The organism is Nocardia aegles, from assembly GCF_052545135.1.
This window is the reverse complement of the sequence record NZ_JBQWRI010000001.1, coordinates 80,281-103,462: the sequence shown is the minus strand read 5'-3', so window position 1 is coordinate 103,462 and position 23,182 is coordinate 80,281. Positions and strand designations below refer to the sequence as shown.

The window sequence follows — 23,182 nt, the reverse complement described above, 5'->3', positions numbered from 1 at the left end:
TGGGGGCAATAGCATCGCATCTCGGCTCCGAGCATCATGACGGCCATCCAGATACCGGGGGGCTAACACCCCATTTTCCCTGGTCAATGGACATTGATTGCGGAATTCCACAACTCTCAGCAACCAAACAGAATCCGACCGATTCATCCGGATTGCCCCATTCATCGCACGCACTCGTCGCGCACGTGACCCGGAGGTGGCCGGTCACCGATGAGTTCTGCGAGCGGGCGCGGTCTACACCTACAGCCCGCCACTCGTGAACACGACCGGAGAGGACGACCTCCATGAGCACCACAGCACTGCCGCCCGTCGCCGACGCCGACACCTGGCAGCGCGAACTCGAAGCGCTGCGTAACCGGGAGAAGGCCGCGACCAGGGAGCTGGACGCGATCGCCGCCCAGCGCCGCCGCCTGCCGATGGTCCAGATGCCCGACTACACCCTCGAGGGCGAAGCGGGACCGGTCCGGCTGGCGGACGTCTTCGACGGCATGGCGCAACTGATCGTCTACCACCACATGTGGTTTCCCGGCGAGAAGTGGCAATGCGGAGGCTGCACCGGGTTCACCTCGCAGTTCACCAGATTGGAGTTCCTGAACAACTACGACGCCCGGTTCGTCATCGTCACCCAGGGGCCGATCGACGAGGCACTCGCCTACAAGCGGCGGGTCGGAAACACGATGACCTGGTATTCCACTGAGAACAGTTCCTTCGGCGCCGATGTCGGCGCACCGCCGGGTGGCGGGTTCGCGGTCAATGTCTTCCTCCGCGACGGCGACACCGTCTACCGGACCTGGCACACCAGCGGCCGCGGCACCGAACAACTCAGCCACTCCTTCGCCCTCATCGACCTGCTGCCGTACGGCCGCCAAGAGGAATGGCAGGACTCACCCGACGGCTGGCCCCAGTCACCCACCTACAGCCGATGGAGCAGCTCCCAGGACATCGCCGCGGCCTACGGCGATCCCAACGCCTGACAGGCGGGTGGCGGACACCGATACCTGATCGCGACGACTCGACGACGCGGCCGGATGAACCACAGGTCGCCGCGCCAACGTTGTTCAGGCATTTTGTGGGCACGGTGGGCGCGGATGTCACAGCGACGTTCCAAGCCAGGATGCGAACCACACCACCCACCAGGCCGACCGGCGAGGATTGGGACCAGGTTGTCGACGTCGACGACCTGGCGGACCAGTCATTTTGTCGGCGTCGGCAAGATGATCAGACGTCGGGCGGGCGGTCGTAGGCGTCGATCGCGGCCTTGGACGTCGACGAGTCCTGCAACACCAGCTCCCACGGACCGGAGTTGATCTCGAAGCTCTTGCCGAACCCGACCCACTTCCCCGCCATCCGCGCGCCGGTCAGCTCAATCAGCAGTTGGATGGCTCCGTGGTAGTAGGCGCCACGGTAGTAACCGTCCTGGGCGGTGTGCTCCGACCATGTGCCCGTGGCGACGTGCCCGTCCACCGTGAGGTCCATCTCCATGGAGGACTGCGCGGAGTTCGGCAGGCTGCGGACCGTAAGGCGGTTGTCGTGCTGCAACACGACGACGTGGTGCACAGCGGTGAACGTCGCATCCCTGCCGCTGCTGTAGTACTCGTACCGAGACAGCCAGATACCCGAGTAGTTGCCTGGTGTCCTCGGGCGCCGCGCCGCGGCGAACTGCTCCGGTGCGACTTCGCCGATAGCGGAGTCGACCACGGTCCCGTCCTCACCGCCGGACAGGTTGCGGCCGGCCATCACGGCACCGAAGCCAAGAGACTCGATCGGTAGTCGCATGACCTTCTCCAATGCTCGCGCGTGCGACGGCCGCGGGTTGGTGGTGAGCCCTGATTCCCAGCGCTGCACAAGGCGTTTGGTCGCGCTGGCGCATCCCGCTTCCCGGAGCGCCCGCGCTAGGTCGTCCTGGCTCATCAGCCGCGCGTTCCGGGCCGCGCGGAGAGCCGTGTTAGGTGCGGAAGCCATGACGCCACGGTAGTTCTTTGACGCCTAAATGTCGCCTTGAATAGAGGCTGATTGACGCCGCTTCCGTCATCGCGGCGACACGCCCCGTCGACCGACTCTGAAAGTGGCCCCGGCGTCGGGTGAATCTCGAACTCCTCGGCGTCGGGTGCCTACCAACCACAGCGAAACGTGACAGGGGTACACGATGGGGTTCGATTGGTGGCGGAACGCCGAACCGGACGAGACATCACCGCAGGCGATCATCGACCGCGTGCAAGCGGAATGGGCAGCCGGGCGGCCGGCCGGACCGCACGATGCGCCCGCCGGGCCGATGAGCGTGACCGACGCACACAGCGACATGCAACGGCATCGCGGTTGCCGCGCCGACAGCTGTCCGCGGAAAGCGGCAGCGCGGCACACACTGATCGTCGCCGGGCGCATGGTGCCCGACACGTCGCGGGAGTATCAGCGGTGACCGAACCCGACTGGATCGACGACTACTGCGACGACGGAAACACGCCCGCGGACGAAACGCACGCGCGCGGCCTGGTGAAGCTGCACGCCGCCTGCACACCACCGTGCCCGCGCAAGGTGTCCGCCCAGCGGTGGCTACCGGAGCGCGGCCAGGGCCAGGGCACGGAGAGCGACGTCGGGCTGTAGCAAGGGTGGGGTGGCCTTCCCGGGCCAGCAGATGCCCCGTCCCCGGGGGGTCTAGGTCACGCCTCTGCGGCATCGGTTGGCTCGCTGCCCTTCTGCGCTGGACTTCGGGTGACTGCGCATCAGCTGCGACACACCGCGGCGTCGCTGATGATCGCCAGCGGTGCGCACGTGAAGACGGTGCGACAGCAGCTCGGGCACAAGACAGCCATGATGACGCTCGACAATTACGGACACCTGCTCGAGGACGACCTCGACGGCGTGACCGATCGCATGGGCGCCGATTCCGCGCGCCGCGGCCGCAAGATGTGCCCAAAATGTGCCCACACGGACCTACCTCCGGGTGGTCGGGGCATGAAAAAGGCCCCCGACCTGGTCGTATCAGGTCGGGGGCCTTGTGGAGCTGCCGGGAATCGAACCCGGGTCCTCCGCCGCGTCTTCAGGGCTTCTCCGTGTGCAGTCCGCTGTGCCTCTACTCGGATCTCCGGGTCCCGCGAACAAGCCCGGATGACGATCCCAGTCGCTGTTCGATGTCCCGTCCTACTCCGCGACCGAGTAGGACGGTGAGCCCTCTAGCTGATGCCGGCACCGGAGCCGAGGGCATGCCCCGGGCCGACAGAGACGCTCTGCTGATCAGGCAGCGAGAGCGTACTCGCGCTGATTGGAATCGGCGCTTAATTGGTTGCAACGACGCTTACGGTGGTCTCTTGCCTGCACCGACACGCTTCCCCTGAATCTACGTACGCAGTCGAAACCGTTCAGCCCCGTACGTCCCGGCACCTTGCCGGGCTGTCCATGTTAACACCGGGGAAAGCGTGGATCATCCCGATATCCGGTGGTGGCCGTCGCCACACTCCGGCACCGTCGCCGGAGGGCTTCCGAGGGTCGATGACGCAGGTCAAGCGTCCGAGGTCCGGGCAGGGGCGACAGGTCGGGGCGTCGGTACCCGCCGAACCGCGCACGTTGTCGAGAACGGCACGATCGCACACCGTGCCCGTCAACGGGGCGCGAACCTGCGACGGCGACTGCCGGGACCTCGCCCCGGTCCTCGAACGACCGACCTGCGACGGTACTCCGCGAGAACATCCGCCGCCCGGTCGACGAATCGCACCGCTTACGACACGTCGACCAGCACCATCCCTGCGAGCCCGATCCTTCCCGGACGCCGGTAGTCGATGCTCGAGGCCCGACGACGAACCCGACTTACACTGCACAAACCGTACGATCGGCTCTGAGCAGCGGATCTCGATTCAAACTGAGGAAACACTTTGGCAGTTCGCACCATTCGGGACAGGTTGCTGCGCCTGTCCGTCCTCACCGTCATCGCCGGGCTCGTCCTCACCGGATGTTCCGCCTTGCACGACAAGTCGACCATCATCGAACCCGGGGTCACCTCCGACCCGTGTCCGAACGCGGTGGACTCGCGCAAAGGGTGCATCTATCTCGGCGTGCTGTCCGATCTGACGAGTGGGCCGTTCGCCGCGCTGGGCAAGGACATCGACAACGGCCAGCTGGCGTTCTGGAAGGCGGTGAACGAGGCGGGTGGGATCGGTGGCAAGTACGAGGTGGACATCGCCACCTACACCGAGGACACGAACTACGATCTGCGCAAACATGCCGAGGCCTACCGGAGAATCGAGCCGCACGTCCTCGCGCTCGCGATGAGTTTCGGCACCGTGCAGACGCAGAGGGTACTTCCCGAGATGGACGCGGCGAACATGATCGCCGTCGCCGGAACCCTGTGGTCGGGCTGGCAATTCGAGAACAGCGACAAGGGTTTGCTGCTGGAGTCCGGCTACTCCTACTGCTCCGAGGCGATCATCGCGCTCGACTGGATCGCCGAGCACGACGCGAAGCCGAGTTCGATCGCCACCGTCAGCTATCAGGGCGACTACGGTGGCGACTACGCCACCGGCGCCAAGAAATGGGCGTCGGCCAATCGGGTCGACCTGGTGGCGCAGATCGACACCGAGCCGAACACCCAGATCGGCAACCAGGACGAAGCGGTCGCGAAGCTCCTCACTTCCAGAGCGGATCTCGTGCTGCTGGCCACGGGGCCCGCGGAAGCGGGCGAGATCATGGGCAAGGCGGCGCTGGCCGGTTTCCCCGGCAGGTTCCTCGGCTCGGGCCCGACCTGGAACGGCGGTCTCCTGAAAAGCCCGGCGGCCTCGGCGATCACCGCTCGCTACCACACGACCTCGCCGCTGGACGGCTGGGACGGAACCAGCGCGGGCGCCAAGAAATCCAGGGCCTCGGCGACCAGGGAACCCTCCACCTGGGGCTACAGCGCGGGCTGGATGTTCTCCTATCCGATGAAGGCGCTGCTCACCCGAGCGGTGAACGAGGGCAAGCTGACCCGCAAGGGTGTCCGTCAAGCCGTGCACGGCCTGCGTGTCGACTACGAGGGCGCGATTCCCGAACACACCTACGGCGCGGTCAAACCCGACCTCACCCGGCAGCGAGCTGTCATCGAAGCGCCCGATCAGACCGCGCCGCTGGGCACGAAGACCGTGGCGACCGACTATCACGGGCCGACTCAGGACCGCATCACGCTCAACGAGCCCTGCGTGCAGCCGTAAGCGAGCGATACGCTCGTCCGAGTGCCGCAGCCGGGTCGGGGGTGCACTCAGGCCGCGGCGATGAGTGCCACCGCGGCCAGTGCGAGGAATAAGCCGACCTGCTGCTGCCGGTGCAGTCGCTCGCCGAGCAGAACCATCGCCAGCAACACGGTCACCGCCGGGTAGAGCGAGCCGATCACGCTCACCAGCGACAGCAGCGATCCGTGGAAGGCGTACAGCAGTGCCGCATTGCTGATGACGTCCAGCGCGCTGATATAACCGGCCAGTCTCAGCGGTTCACCGCGCAACCGCCCGAACTCTCCGGCGGTCAGCGCGGTCAGCCAGACCACCGCGGTGGCAGCGACACGCTGCATGAGCAACGGCCACAGTCCCGAGTCCGAGGCGGTCTCGTGGAAGAAGACGAAGGCGAGACCATACGCGGCGCCGGAACCGATGGTCAGCGCGGCGACCTTGCGGGTGAACCGCAATTCGCGTCCGCCGGTGATCTCCTCCGTCACGTCGTCGGGCGATTCCCGGCTCACCAGCAACACCGCGACCAGGGCGAACACGATGCCCACGAAGGCGAGCAGGCCGGGGCGCTCGCCGGTCGCCAGCCCGGCCAGTACCGGAATTCCCGCGACCAGCACCGCTGTCAGTGGTGACACGACCGCCATCGGACCGCTGGCCAGTGCGGCGTAGAACCACCACACCGCGAGGCCGCTCGCGATCCCTGCCGCCGTGCCCCACCACAACGACGCCGCGTCCGGGCTCCCGGGCACCATCGGGAGCAGCACGAGAACCAGCAGCACCGAGAACGGATAGGTGTAGATGACGACGCGCAGGGCGGTCACCCGCCGCGACGCCACACCGCCGTAGAAATCGCTGACACCGTAGCCCAGCGCGGCGACCAGCGCGAGCAGGACGGCAGTCACCGCATGCCTTTGACCCGCCGTCCTAGTTCGCGTGTGACCTCTCGCTCGGCGGTGCGCCGGGCCAAGTCCTGCCGCTTGTCATAGTCCTGCTTGCCCTTTGCCAGCGCCAGCTCGACCTTCACCTTGCCGTCGGAGAAATACATCGACAGCGGCACCAGCGTCTGGTTGCCCTCCCGCGACTTACCGACCAGCCGCTCGATCTCGCGCTTGTGCAGCAGCAGCTTGCGCACTCGGCGCGGCGAGTGGTTGGTCCAAGTGCCGTGGCTGAACTCGGGGATGTGCAGCCCACGCAACCACACTTCGCCGTTGTCCACCGTCGCGAAGGCGTCCACCAGTGAGGCCTTGCCCTCACGCAGGCTCTTCACCTCCGTGCCGACCAGCGCGATCCCGGCCTCGTAGGTGTCCAGGATCGTGTAGTTGTGCCGCGCCCGGCGGTTGGTCGCGATGACCTTGCGCCCTCTCTCCTTCATAACGGTCCACTTTAAGTGACCCGGCAACCGGATTATTCCCGCAGGTCGCGGACTCCCTAACCGCCCTGATGCAGCATGACGTAGAGCGTGAGGACGGCGAGGAACACGGCGAGCAGTGCCACCGTCGACATCCGCGGTATGCCGGGACGCCCCGGCCGCGGACTGCGCCGAAGCCAGACGTTCTCGACCGCTGGATCGGTCCTGCTGCGCACATACAGCGGCACGTCCGGGGCCTCGCCCCCCACCGAGATGATGGACAGATCATCACCCGTATCACTGGAACCATCACCCGGTGCCATAACCAGAACGGTAGCCGCCGTGACGGCGACGCGCCGCAATTCTCGCGCGGCGCAACACAGTTGGTACTCCGCTGTGGGTTCGAGCACCGCCGGCGACTGATCGTGCCCGGACCGGATGAACCGGCATTCTCCGATCACGTGGTCTTCGATGGCGATTTCAGATTTTTCGGCGACGCGCGTGACGGTGACGATTCATCCGGCGGCGAGCACCTCGAGCACCTGTTCGCCGTATTTCGCCAGTTTGTTCTCGCCGACACCGCTGACACCGCCCAGCTGGGCGAGGCTCGTGGGCTTGCGCGCCGCGATTTCACGCAGGGTGGCGTCGTGGAAGACGACGTAGGCGGGAACGCCCTGTTCCTTCGCGGTGGCCGCACGCCATTCGCGCAACTTCTCGAACAACGGAAGGTCGGTGGGCGTCAGGTCGACGCCGGCCGCCTTGGCCGCCTTCGCGGCGCGGGCGGGCTTGCCCTGGCGTTCGGGCTCGCGGCGCAGTGGTACTTGCCGTCCGTCGAACAGCACCTCGCCGCTGGCCTCGGTGAGCGTCAGCACGCCGTAATCGCCGTGAACGGCCAGCAGCCCGTGGGCCAGCAATTGCCGCACCACACCGCGCCACTCCGTGTCGCGCAGGTCGGTGCCGACCCCGAACACCTTCAGCTCGTGGTGGTCGTATTGCAGGACTTTGGGGCTCTTCTTCCCGAGCAGGATGTCCACGATGTGACCCGCGCCGAAGCTCTGGCCGCGTTCCCGCTTCAAGCGCAGCACAGTGGACAGCAGCTTCTGCGCGGCCACCGTGCCGTCCCAGGACTGTGGTGGCGCCAGACAGGTGTCGCAGTTGCCGCAGGGCAACCCGGGCTCGCCGAAGTAGGCGAGCAACTGCGTGCGCCGGCAGCCGACCGTCTCGCACAGCGCGAGCATCGCGTCCAGGTGCAATTGGAGCTGGCGGCGGTGGGCGGCGTCCCCCTCGGAGGAGTCGATCAATTTGCGCTGTTGCACCACGTCGCTGAGGCCGTAGACCATCCATGCCGTGGAGGGCAGCCCGTCACGGCCCGCCCGCCCGGTCTCCTGGTAGTAGCCCTCGACCGATTTCGGCAGGTCGAGATGGGCGACGAACCGCACGTCGGGCTTGTCGATGCCCATGCCGAAGGCAATGGTCGCCACCACGACCAGCCCGTCTTCGCGCAGGAAGCGCGCCTGGTTCTCCGCGCGGGTGCGGTTGTCCAAGCCCGCGTGGTAGGGCACCGCACTGATGCCGTTCTCGGTGAGGAACGCCGCGGTCTTCTCCACCGAGTTGCGCGACAGGCAGTAGACGATGCCCGCGTCCCCGGCATGCTCGGTGCGGATGAAGTCCAGCAGCTGACGCTCGGGACGGTTCTTCGGCTCGATCCGGTACTGGATGTTGGGGCGATCGAAGCTGGACACGAAGCGGCGGGCGCTGCCGAGGTCGAGGCGCTGGATGATCTCGTCGCGGGTCTTCTCGGTGGCGGTCGCGGTCAGCGCGATCCGCGGTACGTCCGGCCACCGCTCGTGCAGCACCGAAAGGCCCAGGTAGTCGGGCCGGAAGTCGTGACCCCACTGGGAGACGCAGTGCGCCTCGTCGATGGCGAACAGCGCGACCTTGCCGCGATCGAGCAACTGCGCGGTGGACTCCAGGCGCAACCGTTCCGGGGCCAGATACAGCAGATCCAGTTCGCCCGCGACGAACTGCGCCTCGACGGTCCGGCGCTCATCGGGGTACTGGGTGGAGTTGAGGAAGCCCGCGCGCACGCCCAGCGCACTGAGGGCGTCCACTTGGTCCTGCATGAGGGCGATCAGCGGCGAGATGACCACACCGACGCCGGGACGCACCAGAGCGGGGATCTGATAGCAGAGCGACTTGCCGCCGCCGGTCGGCATGAGCACCAGCGCGTCGCCGCCGTCGATCACCTGCTGCACGATTGCCTGCTGATCGCCGCGGAAGCTGTCGTAACCGAAGACTCGGCGTAGGACCTGTTGCGCCGCAACGGATCCAGCGTCCGATCCGGACGGGACTTCGGTCGCTACAGCAGCGAAATCATCGGGGGGAGTCACCCGGCCCATCCTACGAGCGCACCGGCGGGGCGGTACCCGCGCGGTTCGGCGTTCGCGCTGTTGGGCCGCCGAGTTGTCCACATGTGGACAATCGAAACCTCGCTTTTCCCTCACGCCGCGCCGACCTGGCGTTTCCTCCACCCGAGCGGAATTCGCGGACCTGCCGGCGTGGTCCGGCGCTGTTAGGTTGTCGCTCATGCCGAAACGGAAATCGACCTGACACCGGCGACTCCGGCGCGGGCCGGCCAGATCCGAAGGCGCTCCAGAACGCGGAAGTCGCCGAGTTGTACCCATGCGAGGAGGGAAAATCGTGGTCGATGCGGCACCGATGGTGGCGGCCACCCTGGCGGACGCCGACGACATAGCGCGCCTACGCGATCGGCTGGCGCGGTGGATGCTCGACAACGGCATCGGGCAGTGGGTGCCCGGCGAGTACGCGGCAGCGGTCGTCGCCGAGGAAGCGGCCCGGGGCGAGTGGTTCGTGTGGCGCGACGAGTCCGCCGCGCTGGTCGGTGCCGTTCGTCTCATCTGGCGGGATCCGGAGTTCTGGGGCGCGGATGACGACACCGCCGCCGGTTACGTCCACGGTCTGATGGTCGCGCCGGAATATCGGGGCCGCGACCTCGGCCCCCGAATCCTGCGGTTCTGCGCCGAGCGCACGTTGGCCCGCGGCGTCACCCGGCAGCGCCTGGACACGGCGTCCGACAACCACGTGCTCCGGAAGTATTACGCCGCACAGGGTTTCGTCGAACTTCGAGAGACCGCGTTGCCGCCTCGGTTCCACGGCACCACGCACGTCATGCTGATGGAGAAGGCTCTGCATGCACGGGACGACAGATGACGACGGGCCCGCGCGACCGCGTCACTCGCCTCGACAGCTCCGAACACCATCCGGCGGGCGGCAGCGACGCGCCGAGCCCAGCACGCTGAATCCGGCGAGTTCAGGTTCGGCTCGGTCGACTCCGGTGGCCGATTGCGGTGCGCTGCTCAGGCCACGGGGCTCGGCTCTCGCATCGGCAGCGCACGGTTTCCAGCGCGATCACCCACGCAAACGGGCGAGAACCTCCTCGTGCAGCAGGCCGTTGGTGGCGATCGCGTCGCCGCCGTGCGGACCGGGTGCGCCATCCAGCGAGGAGAAACGTCCGCCCGCTTCGCGGACGAGGATGTCCAGGGCGGCCAGGTCCCACAGGGAGACCTCCGGCTCGGTGGCGATGTCGACCGCGCCTTCGGCCAGCAGGCAGTAATTGAAGAAATCGCCGTAGCCGCGGACACGCCAGACGTCGTCGGTCAGGGTGATGAACTGCTCGCGCAGGCCGCGGTCGCGCCAGCCGGACAGACTGGAGAACGCCAGGCTGGCCGAACGCAACTCGTCGACGGCGGAGACAGAGATCGGCTGGGCTGCTCGCCCTTCGAAGCTCGACCACGCCCCCGATCCGGCGGCTGCCCACCAGCGCCGTACCAGGGCTGGGGCGCTGACCACGCCCACGACCGGTTCGCCGTCGTCCAGCAACGCGATCAGCGTCGCCCAGATGGGCACTCCCCGCACGAAGTTCTTGGTGCCGTCGATCGGGTCGAGGACCCATTGCCTTCCGCTGAATTCGGCGGCACCGCCGAATTCCTCACCCAGCACCGCGTCGTCCGGCCGCGCCTCGGACAACACCTGCCGAATCGCCTGCTCGACGGCGAGATCGGCGTCCGACACCGGCGTCAGATCCGGTTTCGCGTCGACTTTCAGGTCCAGCGCACCGAAGCGAGCCCGGGTGATCTCGTCGGCGGCATCGGCCAGTCGCAGGGCGAGTTCGAGATCAGAGGAGTACACAGCCACGCTCCGCACCTTATCGGCCCGGCTGATCACTGCCATTACCGTCCCGGAGGGCAAAGAAGACAGCCGAGCGGGAGCGGTCGCGGCGCCTCGACCGTCTCGCTTCACGCGGAAGCACGTAGTCGGCCCAGAGCTCGCGGGTTACGCGCGCCGAGCCCGCATTGCGCCGACCAGCCACAATGTGCCGGCGGTGCTCGCGCTCGGCCCACCCGCGCGGTCGGCCCGTGGTGCACGACCATGCGGAACGAGCGCGACCGGTGCGCACCGATCCCGCACTCAGCGCACCGGTTCCAACGACCGCGCCGCGGTCAACGCGCTCGCCCACCAGTGCAGCTGGTCCAGCATCGCCGTCGCGGCGGCCTCGGGCTGCTGTGGCTCGCGCAGCCCGCCCTCGTCGTCGAAGAGCAGGTAGTAGCGGGGGAACGACACATAGTTGCGCACGGTGTGCGCGTTGAGTTCGTTGAAGATCTGCCGCAGGTGCTCGATGGCGAGCAGCCCGCCGGAGGCACCGCTGTAGCCGACGAAACCGATCGCCTTCGCGTCCCACTGGGTGAAGTGCCAGTCGATGGCGGCCTTCAACGACGCGGGGATGCTGCGGTTGTAGTCGGGCGTGACGATGACGAAGGCGTCGGCCGCCGTGAGCCTGCGTGTGAGGTCGGTCATCCCTTCGGGGCGTCGCGGGTTCGGCTCCATCGCCGGCGACACCGCGGGCAGCTCCCATGGGATGTCCACCTCGGCCAAGTCGATCACGTCCACCTCGAACGATCCGTGCCGCCGAGCCTGCTCGGTGAACCATGCGGCCACCACCGGCCCGAACCGTCCCGCGCGAACGCTGGCGATGATCACGGCGAGCTTCAACGGGGCGTCGGACATGCTGTTTCCTCCTCCGATCACAGAACGGCCCGGCCGGGCCGCCCACTCAATCTGCCGCCGGGCCCGCGTAACAGGGAGACCGCCGTAAGAGTGGTAGTGGCAGGGACACCCTCCAGGCGTTTCACCTTGTTAGGTTCGATAGGTGAGCGACAACGAGCTGGGGCTTTTCCTGCGGACCCGCCGCGAAGCGGTGACGCCTGCCCAGGTCGGCCTGCCCACCGGTGCTCGGCGGCGCACCCCGGGATTGCGCCGCGCCGAGCTGGCCACCCTGGCCGGTGTGAGCGTGGAGTACGTCACGCGCCTCGAGCAGGGTCGCGACCGGCGTCCCTCGCCCCCGGTGCTTTCCGCGCTGGCGAACGCGTTGCGGTTGACCCCCGCCGAGCGCGTGCACCTGCACCGGTTGTCCAAGTCGGTGGACGGCGGCTTCACCTGCATGGGGGACGCGCAGCCGCTGCGGGAGGTGCGGCCGACGGTGCGCGCGATCCTGGACCGGCTGGAGCCGACGCCCGCCGTGGTGGTCAACCGCCTCACCGAAGTTCTCGCCCACACCGGCGCTTACCACCGGTTGATGGCTCCGGCCGGGCTCTTCGACGGGCCGCACACTCCGCCCAACCTGGCACGGTTCGTCTTCTGCGCGCCCGGGGCCCGCGATGCCTACGCGGACTGGGAGCACGTCGCCGACGAGACGGTCGCCACGTTGAAGCAGGGCCCGTTCCGCGCCGACGCGCACATCGCCGCGCTCGCCGACGAGCTCACCGTCACCGTGGGCCCGGCGTTCGCCGATCGGGTCGACACCGTGCCGAGCTTGGCCGCCGCCACCGGCGTCACGCGTCTGGCCCACCCCGAAGCCGGTTCCCTGCGCCTGGCCTACGAGTTCCTCGACCTCTCCGCCGACGACGACCAGCGGGTGATCGTCTATCTTCCGGCCGACGACGCCACCGCCGCGGCCCTGGACACCCTCACCGGACGCCGCCCGGGCGGACTGCGCGCGGTCTCGGGCTGAACGGGCACACAGCGGCACGGCCAGAGTCGAGAACACTGGCAGCCAGTCGCGGCCAAAGGAGTGGGATTCGACACACTGCCCGCGCCGCACCGAATCCCGCCGCCCGGCAGGACGACTGATCAGGCACTACCGGCGTCCCATCGCGCGGCCGGACGAGCACCTGCGCCGCGAATTCCAAACACCAACTGCGCCAAGCGCGGTCGCCGTTCAGGGTGGAAACCCATGAAGCGTCCGGCACAGCTCACCCGCGCGGCGCGGGTTGTCGAGCGAGCGCGCGACGTCCCGGCGATCCGCCCGTCGGGGCCGCGTCCGGCTCCGGCCACCCGCGCCGGCGCCCTCGTCGGTCACGCCGCGCGCACTCGTGTACTGCCTCCGCAGAGGGGCAGCTAGGCTTGACGATCGTGCATCCTGACGTTTCCGCTGATCTCGCCGAACTCGACGCCACCCTGAAGACGGTCGAATCGGTCCTCGACATCGACGAGCTGCGTCGTCGTATCGACGAGCTCGAACATCAGGCCGCCGACCCCGACCTGTGGAACGACCAGGACCACGCTCAGCAGGTCACCAGTGAGCTGTCGCACGCCCAAGGCGAGTTGCGCCGGGTGGAGGAGCTGCGCCAGCGGCTCGACGACCTGCCGGTGCTGTACGAACTGGCCGAAGAGGAAGAGGGCGAGGCCAGGACAAACGCGCTCGCCGAAGCCGACGCCGAGCGTATCGCGCTGCACAGCGACGTGGAGGCGATGGAGGTCCGCACGCTGCTGTCGGGCGAGTACGACAAGCGCGACGCGCTGGTGAACATCCGCTCCGGCGCCGGCGGCGTGGACGCCGCCGACTGGGCCGAGATGCTCATGCGCATGTACATCCGCTGGGCCGATCGGCACAAGTACTCGGTGGAGGTCTACGACACCTCCTATGCCGAGGAAGCGGGCATCAAGAGCGCCACCTTCGCGGTGAAGACGCCCTACGCCTACGGCACGCTGTCGGTCGAGATGGGCACGCACCGGCTGGTGCGGATCAGCCCGTTCGACAACCAGGGCCGCCGCCAAACTTCCTTCGCCGAGGTCGAGGTGCTGCCCGTGGTCGAGACCACCGACCACATCGAGGTGCCGGAGACGGAGATCCGCGTCGACGTGTACCGCTCGTCGGGCCCGGGTGGCCAGAGCGTCAACACCACCGATTCCGCGGTCCGCATCACCCACTTGCCCACCGGCATCGTGGTCACCTGCCAGAACGAGAAATCCCAGCTGCAGAACAAGATCTCGGCCATGCGCGTGCTGCAGGCCAAGCTGCTGGAGCGCAAGCGGCAGGAGGAGCGCGCCGAGATGGACGCGCTGAAGACCAACGAGGGTGCGTCCTGGGGCAATCAGATGCGCTCCTACGTGCTGCACCCCTACCAGATGGTCAAGGACCTGCGGACGAACTACGAGGTCAACAACCCGTCCGCGGTGCTCGACGGCGACATCGACGGATTCATCGAGTCGGGAATCCGCTGGCGAATGCGAGAGCAGGCGAGCTAGATGAATGTCACGGGAGTCCAGGCGATCGCTTCCACCGGTTTCACCACGTGGCTACGCGGTTCGGGCCTGGAGATCGTGCTGCTCGTCCTCGGCGCCATCCTGTTCAGCCGGTTCGCCACCTACGTGCGGGACCGGGTCACCCGCAGAATCGATGCCGGATTCCGTAGCAGCGACGCGCTGGTGCGCACCGAGGCGGCCAAGCATCGGCACGCGTTGGCGCAGGTGATCACGTGGGTGGTGCTGACCATTGTCTACGTGCTGATCACCATGGAGGTGCTGCGGCGGCTCGGCTTCGCCGTCACCGGATTGGTCGCGCCCGCCGCGGTGCTCGGCGCCGCGCTCGGTTTCGGCGCGCAGCGCATCGTGCAGGACATCCTCGCCGGGTTCTTCCTGATCACGGAGCGGCAGTACGGGTTCGGCGACGTGGTCCGCATCGCGGTGACCGGAGCCGCGGAGCAGGCGGAGGGCACGGTCGAGGACGTCACGTTGCGGATCACCACGTTGCGCAACGCCGACGGTGAAGTGATCACCGTCCCCAACGGCCAGATCGTGAAGGTGACGAACCTGTCGAAGGATTGGGCGCGCGCCGCGATCGACGTGCCGGTGGCCGCCAGCGCCGACATCACCAGGGTCAACGAGATCCTGCACGAGGTGGGTACGAAGGCGTACGAGGACGCTCGCCTGAAGCCGTTGCTGCTCGACGAGCCCACCGTCATGGGTGTGGAAGACCTCACCGTAGACCAGATGAACATCCGCATGGTTGCCCGGACTTTGCCGGGTAAACAGTTCGATGTCGGACGCGAGCTGCGGGTACGAGTCGCCGCGGCGCTGCGCCGGGAGGGAATCAGTGAGACCACGTAGATCGACAGCGATTCTGATGGCAACCTGGGTCGCCACTTTCGTGCTGTACGTACTCGTCAAACCGGATGAGACGACCACCGCTCCGACCACCTTGGTCAATGCTGTTCCGGCGGCGATCTTCACCGAACAACCAGAGCGCTGAACCGGCCGCACGCTCCGTTCGCACCGTCACCCGCGGTTGACAAACGCAGGCCACTTCTGGTTGCTGGTTACACTGGCTCCCCGTGATAACCCTGCGGAACGTGACCAAGTCGTACAAGACCTCGACGCGACCCGCGCTGGACAACATCACCGTCGATGTGGGCAAGGGCGAGTTCGTCTTCATCATCGGACCGTCCGGCTCGGGCAAGTCGACCTTCATGCGCTTGCTGCTGAAGGAGGAGACGCCGACGGCGGGCGAGATCAACGTGGCCGATTTCCGGGTCGACCGCCTACCCGGCCGCAAGGTGCCCAAGTTGCGCCAGCGGATCGGGTGCGTCTTCCAGGATTTCCGGCTGCTGCAGCAGAAGACCGTGTACCAGAATGTCGCGTTCGCGCTGGAAGTCATCGGCAAGCGGCGCCAGGTCATCGACCGCACGGTGCCCGAGGTGCTCGACATGGTGGGCCTCGGCGGCAAGGCCGACCGGCTGCCGACCGAGCTCTCCGGGGGTGAACAGCAGCGCGTCGCGATCGCGCGGGCCTTCGTGAACCGGCCGCTGGTACTGCTGGCCGACGAGCCGACCGGCAACCTCGATCCCGACACCAGCGCCGACATCATGATGCTGCTGGAGCGGATCAACCGCATCGGCACCACGGTGGTCATGGCCACTCATGACAACCACATCGTGGACGCGATGCGTAGGCGGGTGGTCGAGCTGGACCAGGGACGGCTGGTCCGGGACGAGGCGACGGGTGTGTACGGGGTGGGCCGGTAATGCGGGCGAGCTTCCTGTTCGGCGAGGTCTTCGCGGGCCTGCGCCGCAACGTCACGATGACCATCGCGATGATCCTGACCACCGCGGTCTCGCTCACCATGCTCGGTGGCGGCCTGCTCGCGGTGCGCATCGCGGACAAGACCGAGCAATACTTCCTGGACCGCCTCGAGGTGCGGCTGTACCTGACCGAGGACGTGTCGGCCAACGACCCGGACTGTTCCCAGGACCCGTGCCGGTCGCTCATGGCCGACCTGAAGGCGACCGACGGCGTCGAGTCGGTCCAGTTCCTCAACCGCGAGGAAGCGGTCCGCGAGGCCAAGGAGAAGACTTTCAAGGACCAGCCCGAGCTGGCCAAATACGTCAGCGAGACGCCGCTGCCCGCGTCGCTGCGGGTCAAGATGGCGAACGCGGAGCGCTACCCGACGATCTACGAGAAGTTCTACGACCGCCCCGGCGTCGGCATGGTGCGCAACGACAAGGACATCGTCGACCGGCTGGTCAGCCTGTTCGACGGGTTGCGCAACGCCGCGTTCGGCTTGGCCGTGCTGCAAGCGCTCGCCGCGGTGATGCTGATCGCGAACATGGTGCAGATCGCCGCGTTCACCCGGCGCACCGAGGTCGGCATCATGCGACTGGTCGGTGCGACCCGCTGGTACACCCAGTTGCCGTTCCTGCTGGAGGCCGTGGTCGCCGCGCTGGCCGGCTCCGTGCTCGCGGTGCTCGGTTTGCTCATCGCTCGCCCACTCGTGATCGACCGCGCTCTCGGCGACCTGTTCGCCAGCAAGGTCTTCCCCCGCATCACCGGCGACGATATCGCGATGACCGCGCTGGTCATCGCGCCGACCGGCATCGTCTTCGCGGCCATCACGGCCTACGCGACGCTGCGGTACTACGTGCGCGAGTGATCATCGGGCCGGTGGCCGCAGTGCCACCGGCCCGCCCGTCGGATGCGGCCGAGCCCGTGCACGAGTCCGGCTGCGCGGTCCTTCTACAGCACGAGATCGGTGAGCTGGTCCCAGTCGAGCTGGATGCGGATCGGCAGGTCGACGGCGAACGCGGTCTGCGGCTTCAGGACCCGGGCGAGCCGGTAGTGACCGACGCCGTGGTCGAGGCCGTAGGTCTCGATGGCCGTTACCTCGGTGTCCGAAACGCTGACCAGCCAGTACCACGGGATTCCGGCAGCGGCGTATTCGCCCATTTTCTCGAGTCGGTCGGTTTTGACATGGCTGGGCGAGATGATCTCGACCGCGATCTTCAGATGGCGTGCGGGCATCGGGCGCACGTCCGCCGGCACGCACTCGAACAGTGCGATGTCGGGACGCCGAATCGTCGCCCGGGGGACTTCCCAGAGCACCACGTCGAAGTCGTGGTTGGCGTCCAGGCACGCCGACGGATCTTCGGCCATGTATTCACGAGCCGCCGATTCCAGCATTGCCAGCAGTCGGTGGACGGCTTTTTGATGTGCCCTGCTCGGTGATTCGCACCGGACCGCATCCCCGTTCACCACCTCGACCAAGCGGCAGAAGTCTTCGGAAAGCTCACGCCAGATGTCGACCGTGATCGGCTCCGGCTGCACGTTGTCCGGCCGGGCCCAGTCGAAGATCGCTGACATGCGTCGGATTGTAGTCACGGCAATACCGCCGAACCCCGTCGTCGACATCGTCTGCCGGTGCCGCGCGTCTCGCCGCACCGATCGCACCGCCGCCGTGTTCGCGGCAAGCTCGGCCGCACACGATTCGCAACCCGCCTACGGGGCTGGAACATCTGTGCACGGGTGACGACTCCGGATCGAGCGCCGCAATGGCCTTGGGGCTGGGCGAACCGGCGGTGGCCGAAGCGGCCATCCGCCCGGGCAGGTGCCCTTGCCTCTTCGAAAGCGCAGCTCATCGTGGTGCAGGGCGTAGCGCGCCGCCGGACGCTGGACGGCGTCCGCCCCCAAAGACGCAACTGTGGGCACTCGTCCAGCAATGCCCGGATCGCCCGCGTATGCTGCGTCTCGACGCACTTCTTACTCGGAAGTAAGATAGTCTTACTCCGGAGTAACATAGCGGGGGACAGACCGCACCAACCCATCCGAGAAACCAGGTGATGATGAGTACCCGAGACAGCGCGACGAAGCGACGTCCAGACACGTCCGCGGTCGGCCTGAACCACCCCAAGCGGGACTGGATGGGCGCGGCGATGCGGGTCATGACCAGCATTACCGGGTCGGAACTGGCCGAGAAATACAACCTGCGCAAGCCGATCGAGCGCGTCACCTACGAGGGCACCAAGACCGGCTTCCGCACGCTCGGCGCGGCGACCCGCGCGTTCGCCAAGGTCGCGGGCGGCGGCGCGCCGAAGCGGCTGGCCGCCAACGAGGCGAGGAACAAGGAATTCTTCGACCTGACGCCGACCGATGAGCAGCAGATGATCGTCGAGACGGTGACGGAATTCGCCGCCGAGATCCTGCGCCCGGCCGCCTACGAGGCCGACAACGCCGCCAAAGCGCCGCGCGACCTGCTCGAGCGCGCCGCCGAGCTCGGCATCACCCTGATCAACGTCCCCGAGGAACTCGAGGGGGCGGCCTCCGAACGCGGCGCGGTGACCAACTCGCTGGTCGCCGAGGCGCTGGCGCACGGTGACATGGGCCTGGCCCTGCCGATCCTGGCGCCCAGCGGCGTCGCGGTCGCGCTCGCGCAGTGGGGCAGCGACGCGCAGCAGAAGACCTACCTGCCCTCCTTCACCGGCGAGAACGTGCCGCAGGCCGCGGTGGTGATCAGCGAGCCGCGCGCCCTGTTCGACCCGTTCGCACTCGACACCAAGGCGGTGCGCTCGCCCAGCGGCTACCGCATCTCGGGTGTGAAGAGCCTGGTGCCCGCCGCGGCCGACGCCGAGCTGTTCCTGATCGCCGCCGAACTCGACGGCCGTCCCGCACTGTTCATCGTCGAGTCGGACGCGCCCGGCCTGGTGGTGGAGGCCGATCCGAGCATGGGTCTGCGCGCGGCGAGCCTCGGCAGGCTGATCCTGGACAACGTCGCGGTGGGCGCGGACGCGATCCTGGGTGACGGCGACGCGGCGACCCGCGCCGAGGAGTACGCCGACGCGGTGCGCCTGGCCCGCCTGGGCTGGGCCTCGCTCGCCGCGGGCACCAGCCGGGCCGTGCTGGACTACGTGATCCCGTACGTCAACGAGCGCGAAGCGTTCGGCGAGCCGATCTCGCACCGCCAGGCGGTCGCCTTCATGGTCGCGAACATCGCGATCGAACTCGACGGCCTGCGGCTGGTCACCCTGCGCGGCGCTTCCCGCGCGGAGCAGGGCCTGCCCTTCGGCCGCGAGGCGGCGCTGGCCCGCAAGCTCGCCACCGACAAGGGCATGCAGATCGGCCTCGACGGCGTGCAGCTGCTCGGCGGCCACGGCTTCACCAAGGAACACCCGGTCGAGCGCTGGTACCGCGACCTGCGGGCCATCGGCGTCGCCGAAGGTGTCGTGCTGATCTGACCGGCCCGTTCCGTTTTCCAGGAGACCTCACTGATGATCAACCTCGAACTCCCCAAGAAGCTGCGGGCCAGCGCGAACCAGGCGCACCAGGTCGCGCAGGAGATCTTCCGCCCGATCTCACGCAAGTACGACCTCGCCGAGCATGAGTACCCGGTCGAGCTGGACACCATGGCCGCTATGGTCGAGGGCCTGGCCGACTCCGGCACCCAGAAGATCGGCGGCGCGGCCGGTGGCCGCTCCGGAGACAGCGAGACCGACCGCCACGCCACCGAGCTGCTCGGTAACACCAACGGCGGCAACATGTCCGCGCTGCTGAACGCGCTGGAGACCTCGTGGGGCGATGTCGGCCTCATGCTGTCGATCCCCTACCAGGGTCTGGGCAACGCCGCCATCGCCGCCGTCGCCACCGACGAACAGCTGAAGCGTTTCGGCAAGGTGTGGGCCTCGATGGCGATCACCGAGCCGTCCTTCGGCTCCGACTCCGCCGCCGTGTCCACCACCGCCGTGCTCGACGGAGACGAGTGGGTGCTCAACGGCGAGAAGATCTTCGTCACCGCGGGCCAACGCTCCACCCACATCGTGGTGTGGGCGACGGTGGACAAGAGCCTGGGCCGCGCGGCGATCAAGTCGTTCGTCGTGCCGCGCGACGCTCCCGGCCTGTCGGTGGCACGGCTCGAGCACAAGCTCGGCATCAAGGCCTCCGACACCGCCGTGCTGCTGTTGCAGGACTGCCGCATTCCGAAGGACAACATCCTCGGCAGCCCGGAAGTCAACGTGGAGAAGGGTTTCGCCGGGGTCATGCAGACCTTCGACAACACTCGCCCGCTCGTCGCCGCGATGGCGATCGGCGTGGCCCGCGCCGCGCTCGAAGAGCTGCGCTCGATCCTGACCGCGGCGGGCGTGGAGATCTCCTACGACACCCCCGCCAACAACCAGCACGCCGCCGCCGCCGAATTCCTGCGGATGGAAGCCGATTACGAGTCCGCCTACCTGCTCGCCCTGCGCGCCGCGTGGATGGCCGACAACAAGAAACCCAACTCGCTCGAGGCGTCCATGTCCAAGGCGAAGGCCGGCCGCACCGGCACCGACGTCACCTTGAAGGCGGTGGAACTGGCCGGCGCCCTCGGCTATTCACAGCGCACGCTGCTGGAGAAGTGGGGCCGCGACTCCAAAATCCTCGACATCTTCGAAGGCACCCAGCAGATCCAGCAACTCATCGTCGCCCGCCGAGTACTGGGCAAGACCAGTGCCGAGCTGAAGTGACGCCGCGCTAGCGGAGGCGACGACGAATCCGGTGCGAGCCTGCTCGGACTCGCACCGGATCTTTCGGTCCCGGGCCGTCAACAGCGACCGATTGCGTGTCCGGAAACACATTCATAGATGCGGTGCTATGGATTTCGGACCGAATGTTACGTACCCTTCGCGCACATGTGGATCATCGTCCTGATTTCGATCGTCAGTTGTTTCATCATCGCCGCCGGATTCGCCTGGGGACTGCCCGACGAGTGAGGCGAGACTGCCGCACGCACGGGAAGTGGTTCAGTTCGGTGCGTTTCGGCGAGCAAGCTGCGCAGCGGTGAGGTCGGCCGTCCACAGGGGCTGCAACATGTGCCAGTCGGCGGGGTGCGCGGCGATATTCGCGGCGAATCGGTCGGCGAGCGACTGGGTGGTGGCCCGGACTCCACAGCTGGTGTCGATAGGTGCGTCGACGTGGAATCCCCAGCCGTCAGGTGTGTACCAGCAGTGCACCGGAAGCAGTGGTGCTCCGGTGTCGATCGCCAGCCGCGCCGGACCGCTCGGCAATCGGGCCGGTTCACCGAAGAAGGTGACCGGTACACCGGCCCCGGACAGGTCGCGTTCACCCAACAGACCGACGATCCGCCCCTGCCGAATCCGGGCGAGCAGCTGCGAAAACGGCGGCGTCGCAGCACCGGTGAGCGGGATGATCTCGAATCCTAGGCGCTCACGGAAGCGAACGAAGCGCTGGAACAGCGATTCGGGCCGCAGGCGCTCGGCGACGACGGTTGGTGTGCCCACGCGCTGCACCACCCACACTCCCGCCAGGTCCCAATTGCCGCTGTGCGGCAGGGCGAGTATCGCACCGGTGCCGCGTTCGACCGCCCGCCGAATGTGGTCGAGCCCGGTGGCCGAGGATTCGATGGTGTCGGCCAGTCGCACGGGGTCCATCGAGGGCAACCGGAAGGCCTCGCGCCAATACCGCGCGTAGGAACGCAGACTCGCACGGACCAGCACGTCCGGCACGTCCTCCGGTGTCGTGGCCAATACCCGAGAAAGGTTGCGGCGCAACTGGTCGGGTCCGCCGTCGCGGGCCGCGCGTTCGGCTCCCGCGTCGAAGAGGCGGACAGCGACCGGTTCCGGCAGCGCGCGTATCAGCCGCCAGGCGGCGGCGTAGCCGAGGTCCCACGCTCGGGCGGACGGACGCATCAATCACCCATCGGCGTCGACCAGTGTCGTCTCGTCCATCGCCACCGCGGACGTCGCGGCGATGTCGCTGAATACGGGCGGACGAACCACCCCGGGTTCCGGCGTACTCGTCTCGGCGGGCTTGGTCCGATGGCTGAAAAGATCAGGTGAGTGCCGGTTACTTCGATGCATTCTGGGGTTCTCCGCTCACTGGCGCGCTGGCGATCGATGGCGCCTGACTGGGTGACCGACCGCGTGGACGCGGTCACCGCCGCGATGTCGGCGTTCACCTCGAGAAACTCCACACTACCCTGCGCAGATCAGACGGATCGGTTTTTTTCGGGCCTGTGTGCCGAACCCCGTCAAGACGGTGGCGAAAATCAGGACGCGGCCGGCGCTCGTACCGCGGAAGGACACCGCCGCGCGCCATGAAGGATTCTTGCGCGCTGTCGTTTCACAAGCACGTCACTGCGTCGATGAGCCAACGACACGATCACGCCATTCGGCGCTCACCCCTGGACAGGGCGTGTACCGGGCAGCCTATCGTCCTGAGCCGCTGGATCGACGAATCGGCGGACATCTTTCACTCGAGCTGTACCAGAGAACTTCTTGCCGCCCCCTGGACACCGGCGCGGGCCCGGTGGTCGCCGCGGTGTACGGATCGCTGTGGCACCGCTGGTCGGTACCCGTCAGCGACGCGAACCCGGACGGGTACGCCTACCGGTTGGGCACGATCTCGGTTCCGTCGTTCGGCGCCGTCTACAGCTGAGCGCGAAAGATCCCGGCTCCCGTGGCACGGGAGCCGGGATCTTCGGTTTGTCGTGAAGTACGGACTTCCGTAGCTTGTGGGTTCGTGAGTCTGGAAGACCGAGTCGTCGAGTTGGAGCGGCGGCTCAGCGCGCTGGAAGCGAGAATTCGGCCCGACGATCTCCCGCCGGGCGGCGAGCAGTGGGCGGTGGCTCGTTTGCAGGACGAGTTCGCGGTGGCCGACGAGCCCAACGGAGGCGTCGTCTTCGCCGGGTCGGTCCGCCTGCCCAACGATCAGCAGCGCGCGTGGCAGGCCAGGTTCACCACCGGCGACCTCATCGAGGACGACTGGGCCGAGACGGCGGAATGCCTTGCCGCGCTGGGCAGCCCGGTCCGGCTGCGCCTGCTGCGCGAGATCATGGGCGGGCGGCGGACCGCGGCCGAACTCGCCGGAGTGGACGGTGTCGGCGACTCTGGGCAGATCTATCAGCACTTGCGGCAACTGGCTGCCGTCGGCTGGCTGCACACCGCGGGGCGCGGGAGATTCGAGGTACCCGCCGCCCGGGTGGTGCCGCTATTGGTCGCCTTGGCCAGCGCTCGCCGCTGATTCCGGCGGC

Annotated in this window: 25 protein-coding genes, 1 other RNA gene and 1 pseudogene; 16 read left to right on the top strand and 11 right to left on the bottom strand. The window is 67.6% G+C overall.

Translation table 11 applies throughout. From position 1 onward, the window contains the following. The first annotated feature begins 284 nt into the window (after positions 1-284). Positions 285-974, top strand: a complete 690-nt coding sequence (locus tag ACT89H_RS00515) for a DUF899 domain-containing protein (protein ID WP_445106475.1) — start codon at positions 285-287, stop codon at positions 972-974. Between the two features lie 244 nt (positions 975-1,218). Here the strand turns inward: ACT89H_RS00515 and ACT89H_RS00510 are convergent, their stop codons facing one another. Continuing rightward, positions 1,219-1,962 (bottom strand): helix-turn-helix transcriptional regulator, encoded by a 744-nt coding sequence (locus tag ACT89H_RS00510; RefSeq protein ID WP_445106474.1) that lies wholly within the window; start codon positions 1,960-1,962, stop codon positions 1,219-1,221. 184 nt (positions 1,963-2,146) lie between these two features. Between ACT89H_RS00510 and ACT89H_RS00505 the strand changes: the two genes are divergently transcribed. From ACT89H_RS00505 to ACT89H_RS29560, 3 genes and pseudogenes are all read left to right on the top strand, one after another. Next, positions 2,147-2,416 (top strand): hypothetical protein, encoded by a 270-nt coding sequence (locus ACT89H_RS00505; RefSeq protein WP_445106473.1) that lies wholly within the window; start codon positions 2,147-2,149, stop codon positions 2,414-2,416. Continuing rightward, on the top strand, positions 2,413-2,601 hold the full coding sequence (locus tag ACT89H_RS00500; protein ID WP_445106472.1) for a hypothetical protein: 189 nt from the start codon (positions 2,413-2,415) through the stop codon (positions 2,599-2,601). Before ACT89H_RS00505 ends, ACT89H_RS00500 begins: the two co-directional genes overlap by 4 nt. A gap of 108 nt (positions 2,602-2,709) precedes the next feature. Further along, positions 2,710-2,880 (top strand): annotated as a pseudogene (locus ACT89H_RS29560) (tyrosine-type recombinase/integrase); the annotation flags it as partial. Positions 2,881-2,993: 113 nt separating this feature from the next. Here the strand turns inward: ACT89H_RS29560 and ssrA are convergent. Further along, positions 2,994-3,364: a transfer-messenger RNA gene (ssrA, locus tag ACT89H_RS00495) on the bottom strand. Between the two features lie 502 nt (positions 3,365-3,866). On the opposite strand from ssrA, the gene ACT89H_RS00490 reads away from it, so the two are divergent. After that, positions 3,867-5,177 carry an ABC transporter substrate-binding protein gene (locus tag ACT89H_RS00490; RefSeq protein ID WP_445106471.1) on the top strand — a complete coding sequence of 437 codons (1,311 nt, stop codon included), beginning with the start codon at positions 3,867-3,869 and terminating at the stop codon, positions 5,175-5,177. Positions 5,178-5,224: 47 nt separating this feature from the next. Here the strand turns inward: ACT89H_RS00490 and ACT89H_RS00485 are convergent, their stop codons facing one another. The 4 genes from ACT89H_RS00485 to recQ form a co-directional block, all read right to left on the bottom strand. Further along, positions 5,225-6,088 (bottom strand): EamA family transporter, encoded by an 864-nt coding sequence (locus ACT89H_RS00485; protein WP_445106470.1) that lies wholly within the window; start codon positions 6,086-6,088, stop codon positions 5,225-5,227. Then, entirely contained in the window at positions 6,085-6,558 is a 474-nt protein-coding gene (smpB, locus tag ACT89H_RS00480) for an SsrA-binding protein SmpB (protein WP_445106469.1), read from the bottom strand. Before smpB ends, ACT89H_RS00485 begins: the two co-directional genes overlap by 4 nt. Before the next feature lie 56 nt (positions 6,559-6,614). Further along, on the bottom strand, positions 6,615-6,857 hold the full coding sequence (locus ACT89H_RS00475) for a WLR motif membrane protein (protein ID WP_445106468.1): 243 nt from the start codon (positions 6,855-6,857) through the stop codon (positions 6,615-6,617). Positions 6,858-7,049: 192 nt separating this feature from the next. Then, complete coding sequence (gene recQ / locus ACT89H_RS00470) at positions 7,050-8,933, bottom strand: DNA helicase RecQ (RefSeq protein ID WP_445106467.1); 1,884 nt, start codon at positions 8,931-8,933, stop codon at positions 7,050-7,052. A gap of 301 nt (positions 8,934-9,234) precedes the next feature. Between recQ and ACT89H_RS00465 the strand changes: the two genes are divergently transcribed. Then, positions 9,235-9,765, top strand: coding sequence for a GNAT family N-acetyltransferase (locus ACT89H_RS00465; RefSeq protein WP_445106466.1), 531 nt, complete (start codon positions 9,235-9,237; stop codon positions 9,763-9,765). Positions 9,766-9,963: 198 nt separating this feature from the next. On the opposite strand, the gene hisN is transcribed toward ACT89H_RS00465, so the two are convergent. Continuing rightward, on the bottom strand, positions 9,964-10,785 hold the full coding sequence (gene hisN / locus ACT89H_RS00460; RefSeq protein ID WP_445106465.1) for a histidinol-phosphatase: 822 nt from the start codon (positions 10,783-10,785) through the stop codon (positions 9,964-9,966). Positions 10,786-11,022: 237 nt separating this feature from the next. Next, complete coding sequence (locus ACT89H_RS00455) at positions 11,023-11,619, bottom strand: NADPH-dependent FMN reductase (RefSeq protein ID WP_445106464.1); 597 nt, start codon at positions 11,617-11,619, stop codon at positions 11,023-11,025. Positions 11,620-11,761: 142 nt separating this feature from the next. Here ACT89H_RS00455 and ACT89H_RS00450 point away from each other — a divergent pair, with 142 nt between their 5' ends. The 6 genes from ACT89H_RS00450 (at position 11,762) to ftsX (ending at position 16,819) form a co-directional block, all read left to right on the top strand. After that, on the top strand, positions 11,762-12,622 hold the full coding sequence (locus ACT89H_RS00450; RefSeq protein WP_445106463.1) for a helix-turn-helix domain-containing protein: 861 nt from the start codon (positions 11,762-11,764) through the stop codon (positions 12,620-12,622). Between the two features lie 401 nt (positions 12,623-13,023). Beyond that, positions 13,024-14,139 (top strand): peptide chain release factor 2, encoded by a 1,116-nt coding sequence (prfB, locus tag ACT89H_RS00445; protein ID WP_445106462.1) that lies wholly within the window; start codon positions 13,024-13,026, stop codon positions 14,137-14,139. Beyond that, positions 14,140-15,000 (top strand): mechanosensitive ion channel family protein, encoded by an 861-nt coding sequence (locus ACT89H_RS00440; protein ID WP_445106461.1) that lies wholly within the window; start codon positions 14,140-14,142, stop codon positions 14,998-15,000. It abuts the gene before it with no gap. Positions 15,001-15,016: 16 nt separating this feature from the next. After that, entirely contained in the window at positions 15,017-15,142 is a 126-nt protein-coding gene (locus ACT89H_RS00435; protein ID WP_445106460.1) for a hypothetical protein, read from the top strand. An 82-nt stretch (positions 15,143-15,224) separates the two neighbouring features. Next, entirely contained in the window at positions 15,225-15,914 is a 690-nt protein-coding gene (gene ftsE / locus ACT89H_RS00430) for a cell division ATP-binding protein FtsE (protein ID WP_445106459.1), read from the top strand. After that, positions 15,914-16,819, top strand: a complete 906-nt coding sequence (gene ftsX / locus ACT89H_RS00425; protein ID WP_445106458.1) for a permease-like cell division protein FtsX — start codon at positions 15,914-15,916, stop codon at positions 16,817-16,819. The genes ftsE and ftsX overlap by 1 nt, the downstream gene beginning before the upstream one ends. An 83-nt stretch (positions 16,820-16,902) precedes the next feature. Here the strand turns inward: ftsX and ACT89H_RS00420 are convergent, their stop codons facing one another. Then, complete coding sequence (locus ACT89H_RS00420; RefSeq protein ID WP_445106457.1) at positions 16,903-17,526, bottom strand: Uma2 family endonuclease; 624 nt, start codon at positions 17,524-17,526, stop codon at positions 16,903-16,905. 473 nt (positions 17,527-17,999) lie between these two features. On the opposite strand from ACT89H_RS00420, the gene ACT89H_RS00415 reads away from it, so the two are divergent. Continuing rightward, positions 18,000-19,394 (top strand): acyl-CoA dehydrogenase family protein, encoded by a 1,395-nt coding sequence (locus tag ACT89H_RS00415; RefSeq protein WP_445106456.1) that lies wholly within the window; start codon positions 18,000-18,002, stop codon positions 19,392-19,394. Between the two features lie 33 nt (positions 19,395-19,427). Then, entirely contained in the window at positions 19,428-20,657 is a 1,230-nt protein-coding gene (locus ACT89H_RS00410; protein WP_445106455.1) for an acyl-CoA dehydrogenase family protein, read from the top strand. A gap of 276 nt (positions 20,658-20,933) precedes the next feature. On the opposite strand, the gene ACT89H_RS00405 is transcribed toward ACT89H_RS00410, so the two are convergent. Both ACT89H_RS00405 and ACT89H_RS00400 read right to left on the bottom strand, forming a co-directional pair. After that, entirely contained in the window at positions 20,934-21,839 is a 906-nt protein-coding gene (locus ACT89H_RS00405) for a phosphatidylinositol mannoside acyltransferase (RefSeq protein ID WP_445106454.1), read from the bottom strand. A 3-nt stretch (positions 21,840-21,842) separates the two neighbouring features. Further along, complete coding sequence (locus ACT89H_RS00400; RefSeq protein WP_445106453.1) at positions 21,843-22,010, bottom strand: hypothetical protein; 168 nt, start codon at positions 22,008-22,010, stop codon at positions 21,843-21,845. 334 nt (positions 22,011-22,344) lie between these two features. On the opposite strand from ACT89H_RS00400, the gene ACT89H_RS00395 reads away from it, so the two are divergent. Together ACT89H_RS00395 and ACT89H_RS00390 are read left to right on the top strand one after the other, a co-directional pair. Next, complete coding sequence (locus ACT89H_RS00395) at positions 22,345-22,587, top strand: hypothetical protein (protein ID WP_445106452.1); 243 nt, start codon at positions 22,345-22,347, stop codon at positions 22,585-22,587. Between the two features lie 84 nt (positions 22,588-22,671). Further along, complete coding sequence (locus ACT89H_RS00390) at positions 22,672-23,172, top strand: ArsR/SmtB family transcription factor (protein ID WP_445106451.1); 501 nt, start codon at positions 22,672-22,674, stop codon at positions 23,170-23,172. Positions 23,173-23,182 lie beyond the last annotated feature (10 nt).

Excerpts from the sequence above, each read along its gene's own strand:
- ACT89H_RS00505 (WP_445106473.1), top strand. The coding sequence starts at position 2,147 with ATGGGGTTCGATTGGTGGCGGAACGCCGAACCGGACGAGACATCACCG.
- recQ (WP_445106467.1), bottom strand. The coding sequence starts at position 8,933 with ATGGGCCGGGTGACTCCCCCCGATGATTTCGCTGCTGTAGCGACCGAA.
- ACT89H_RS00410 (WP_445106455.1), top strand. The coding sequence starts at position 19,428 with ATGATCAACCTCGAACTCCCCAAGAAGCTGCGGGCCAGCGCGAACCAG.
- ACT89H_RS00515 (WP_445106475.1), top strand. The coding sequence starts at position 285 with ATGAGCACCACAGCACTGCCGCCCGTCGCCGACGCCGACACCTGGCAG.
- ACT89H_RS00405 (WP_445106454.1), bottom strand. The coding sequence starts at position 21,839 with ATGCGTCCGTCCGCCCGAGCGTGGGACCTCGGCTACGCCGCCGCCTGG.
- smpB (WP_445106469.1), bottom strand. The coding sequence starts at position 6,558 with ATGAAGGAGAGAGGGCGCAAGGTCATCGCGACCAACCGCCGGGCGCGG.
- ACT89H_RS00455 (WP_445106464.1), bottom strand. The coding sequence starts at position 11,619 with ATGTCCGACGCCCCGTTGAAGCTCGCCGTGATCATCGCCAGCGTTCGC.
- ACT89H_RS00400 (WP_445106453.1), bottom strand. The coding sequence starts at position 22,010 with ATGCATCGAAGTAACCGGCACTCACCTGATCTTTTCAGCCATCGGACC.
- ACT89H_RS00475 (WP_445106468.1), bottom strand. The coding sequence starts at position 6,857 with ATGGCACCGGGTGATGGTTCCAGTGATACGGGTGATGATCTGTCCATC.
- ACT89H_RS00420 (WP_445106457.1), bottom strand. The coding sequence starts at position 17,526 with ATGTCAGCGATCTTCGACTGGGCCCGGCCGGACAACGTGCAGCCGGAG.
- ACT89H_RS00435 (WP_445106460.1), top strand. The coding sequence starts at position 15,017 with ATGGCAACCTGGGTCGCCACTTTCGTGCTGTACGTACTCGTCAAACCG.
- hisN (WP_445106465.1), bottom strand. The coding sequence starts at position 10,785 with ATGGCAGTGATCAGCCGGGCCGATAAGGTGCGGAGCGTGGCTGTGTAC.
- ACT89H_RS00510 (WP_445106474.1), bottom strand. The coding sequence starts at position 1,962 with ATGGCTTCCGCACCTAACACGGCTCTCCGCGCGGCCCGGAACGCGCGG.
- ftsX (WP_445106458.1), top strand. The coding sequence starts at position 15,914 with ATGCGGGCGAGCTTCCTGTTCGGCGAGGTCTTCGCGGGCCTGCGCCGC.
- ACT89H_RS00440 (WP_445106461.1), top strand. The coding sequence starts at position 14,140 with ATGAATGTCACGGGAGTCCAGGCGATCGCTTCCACCGGTTTCACCACG.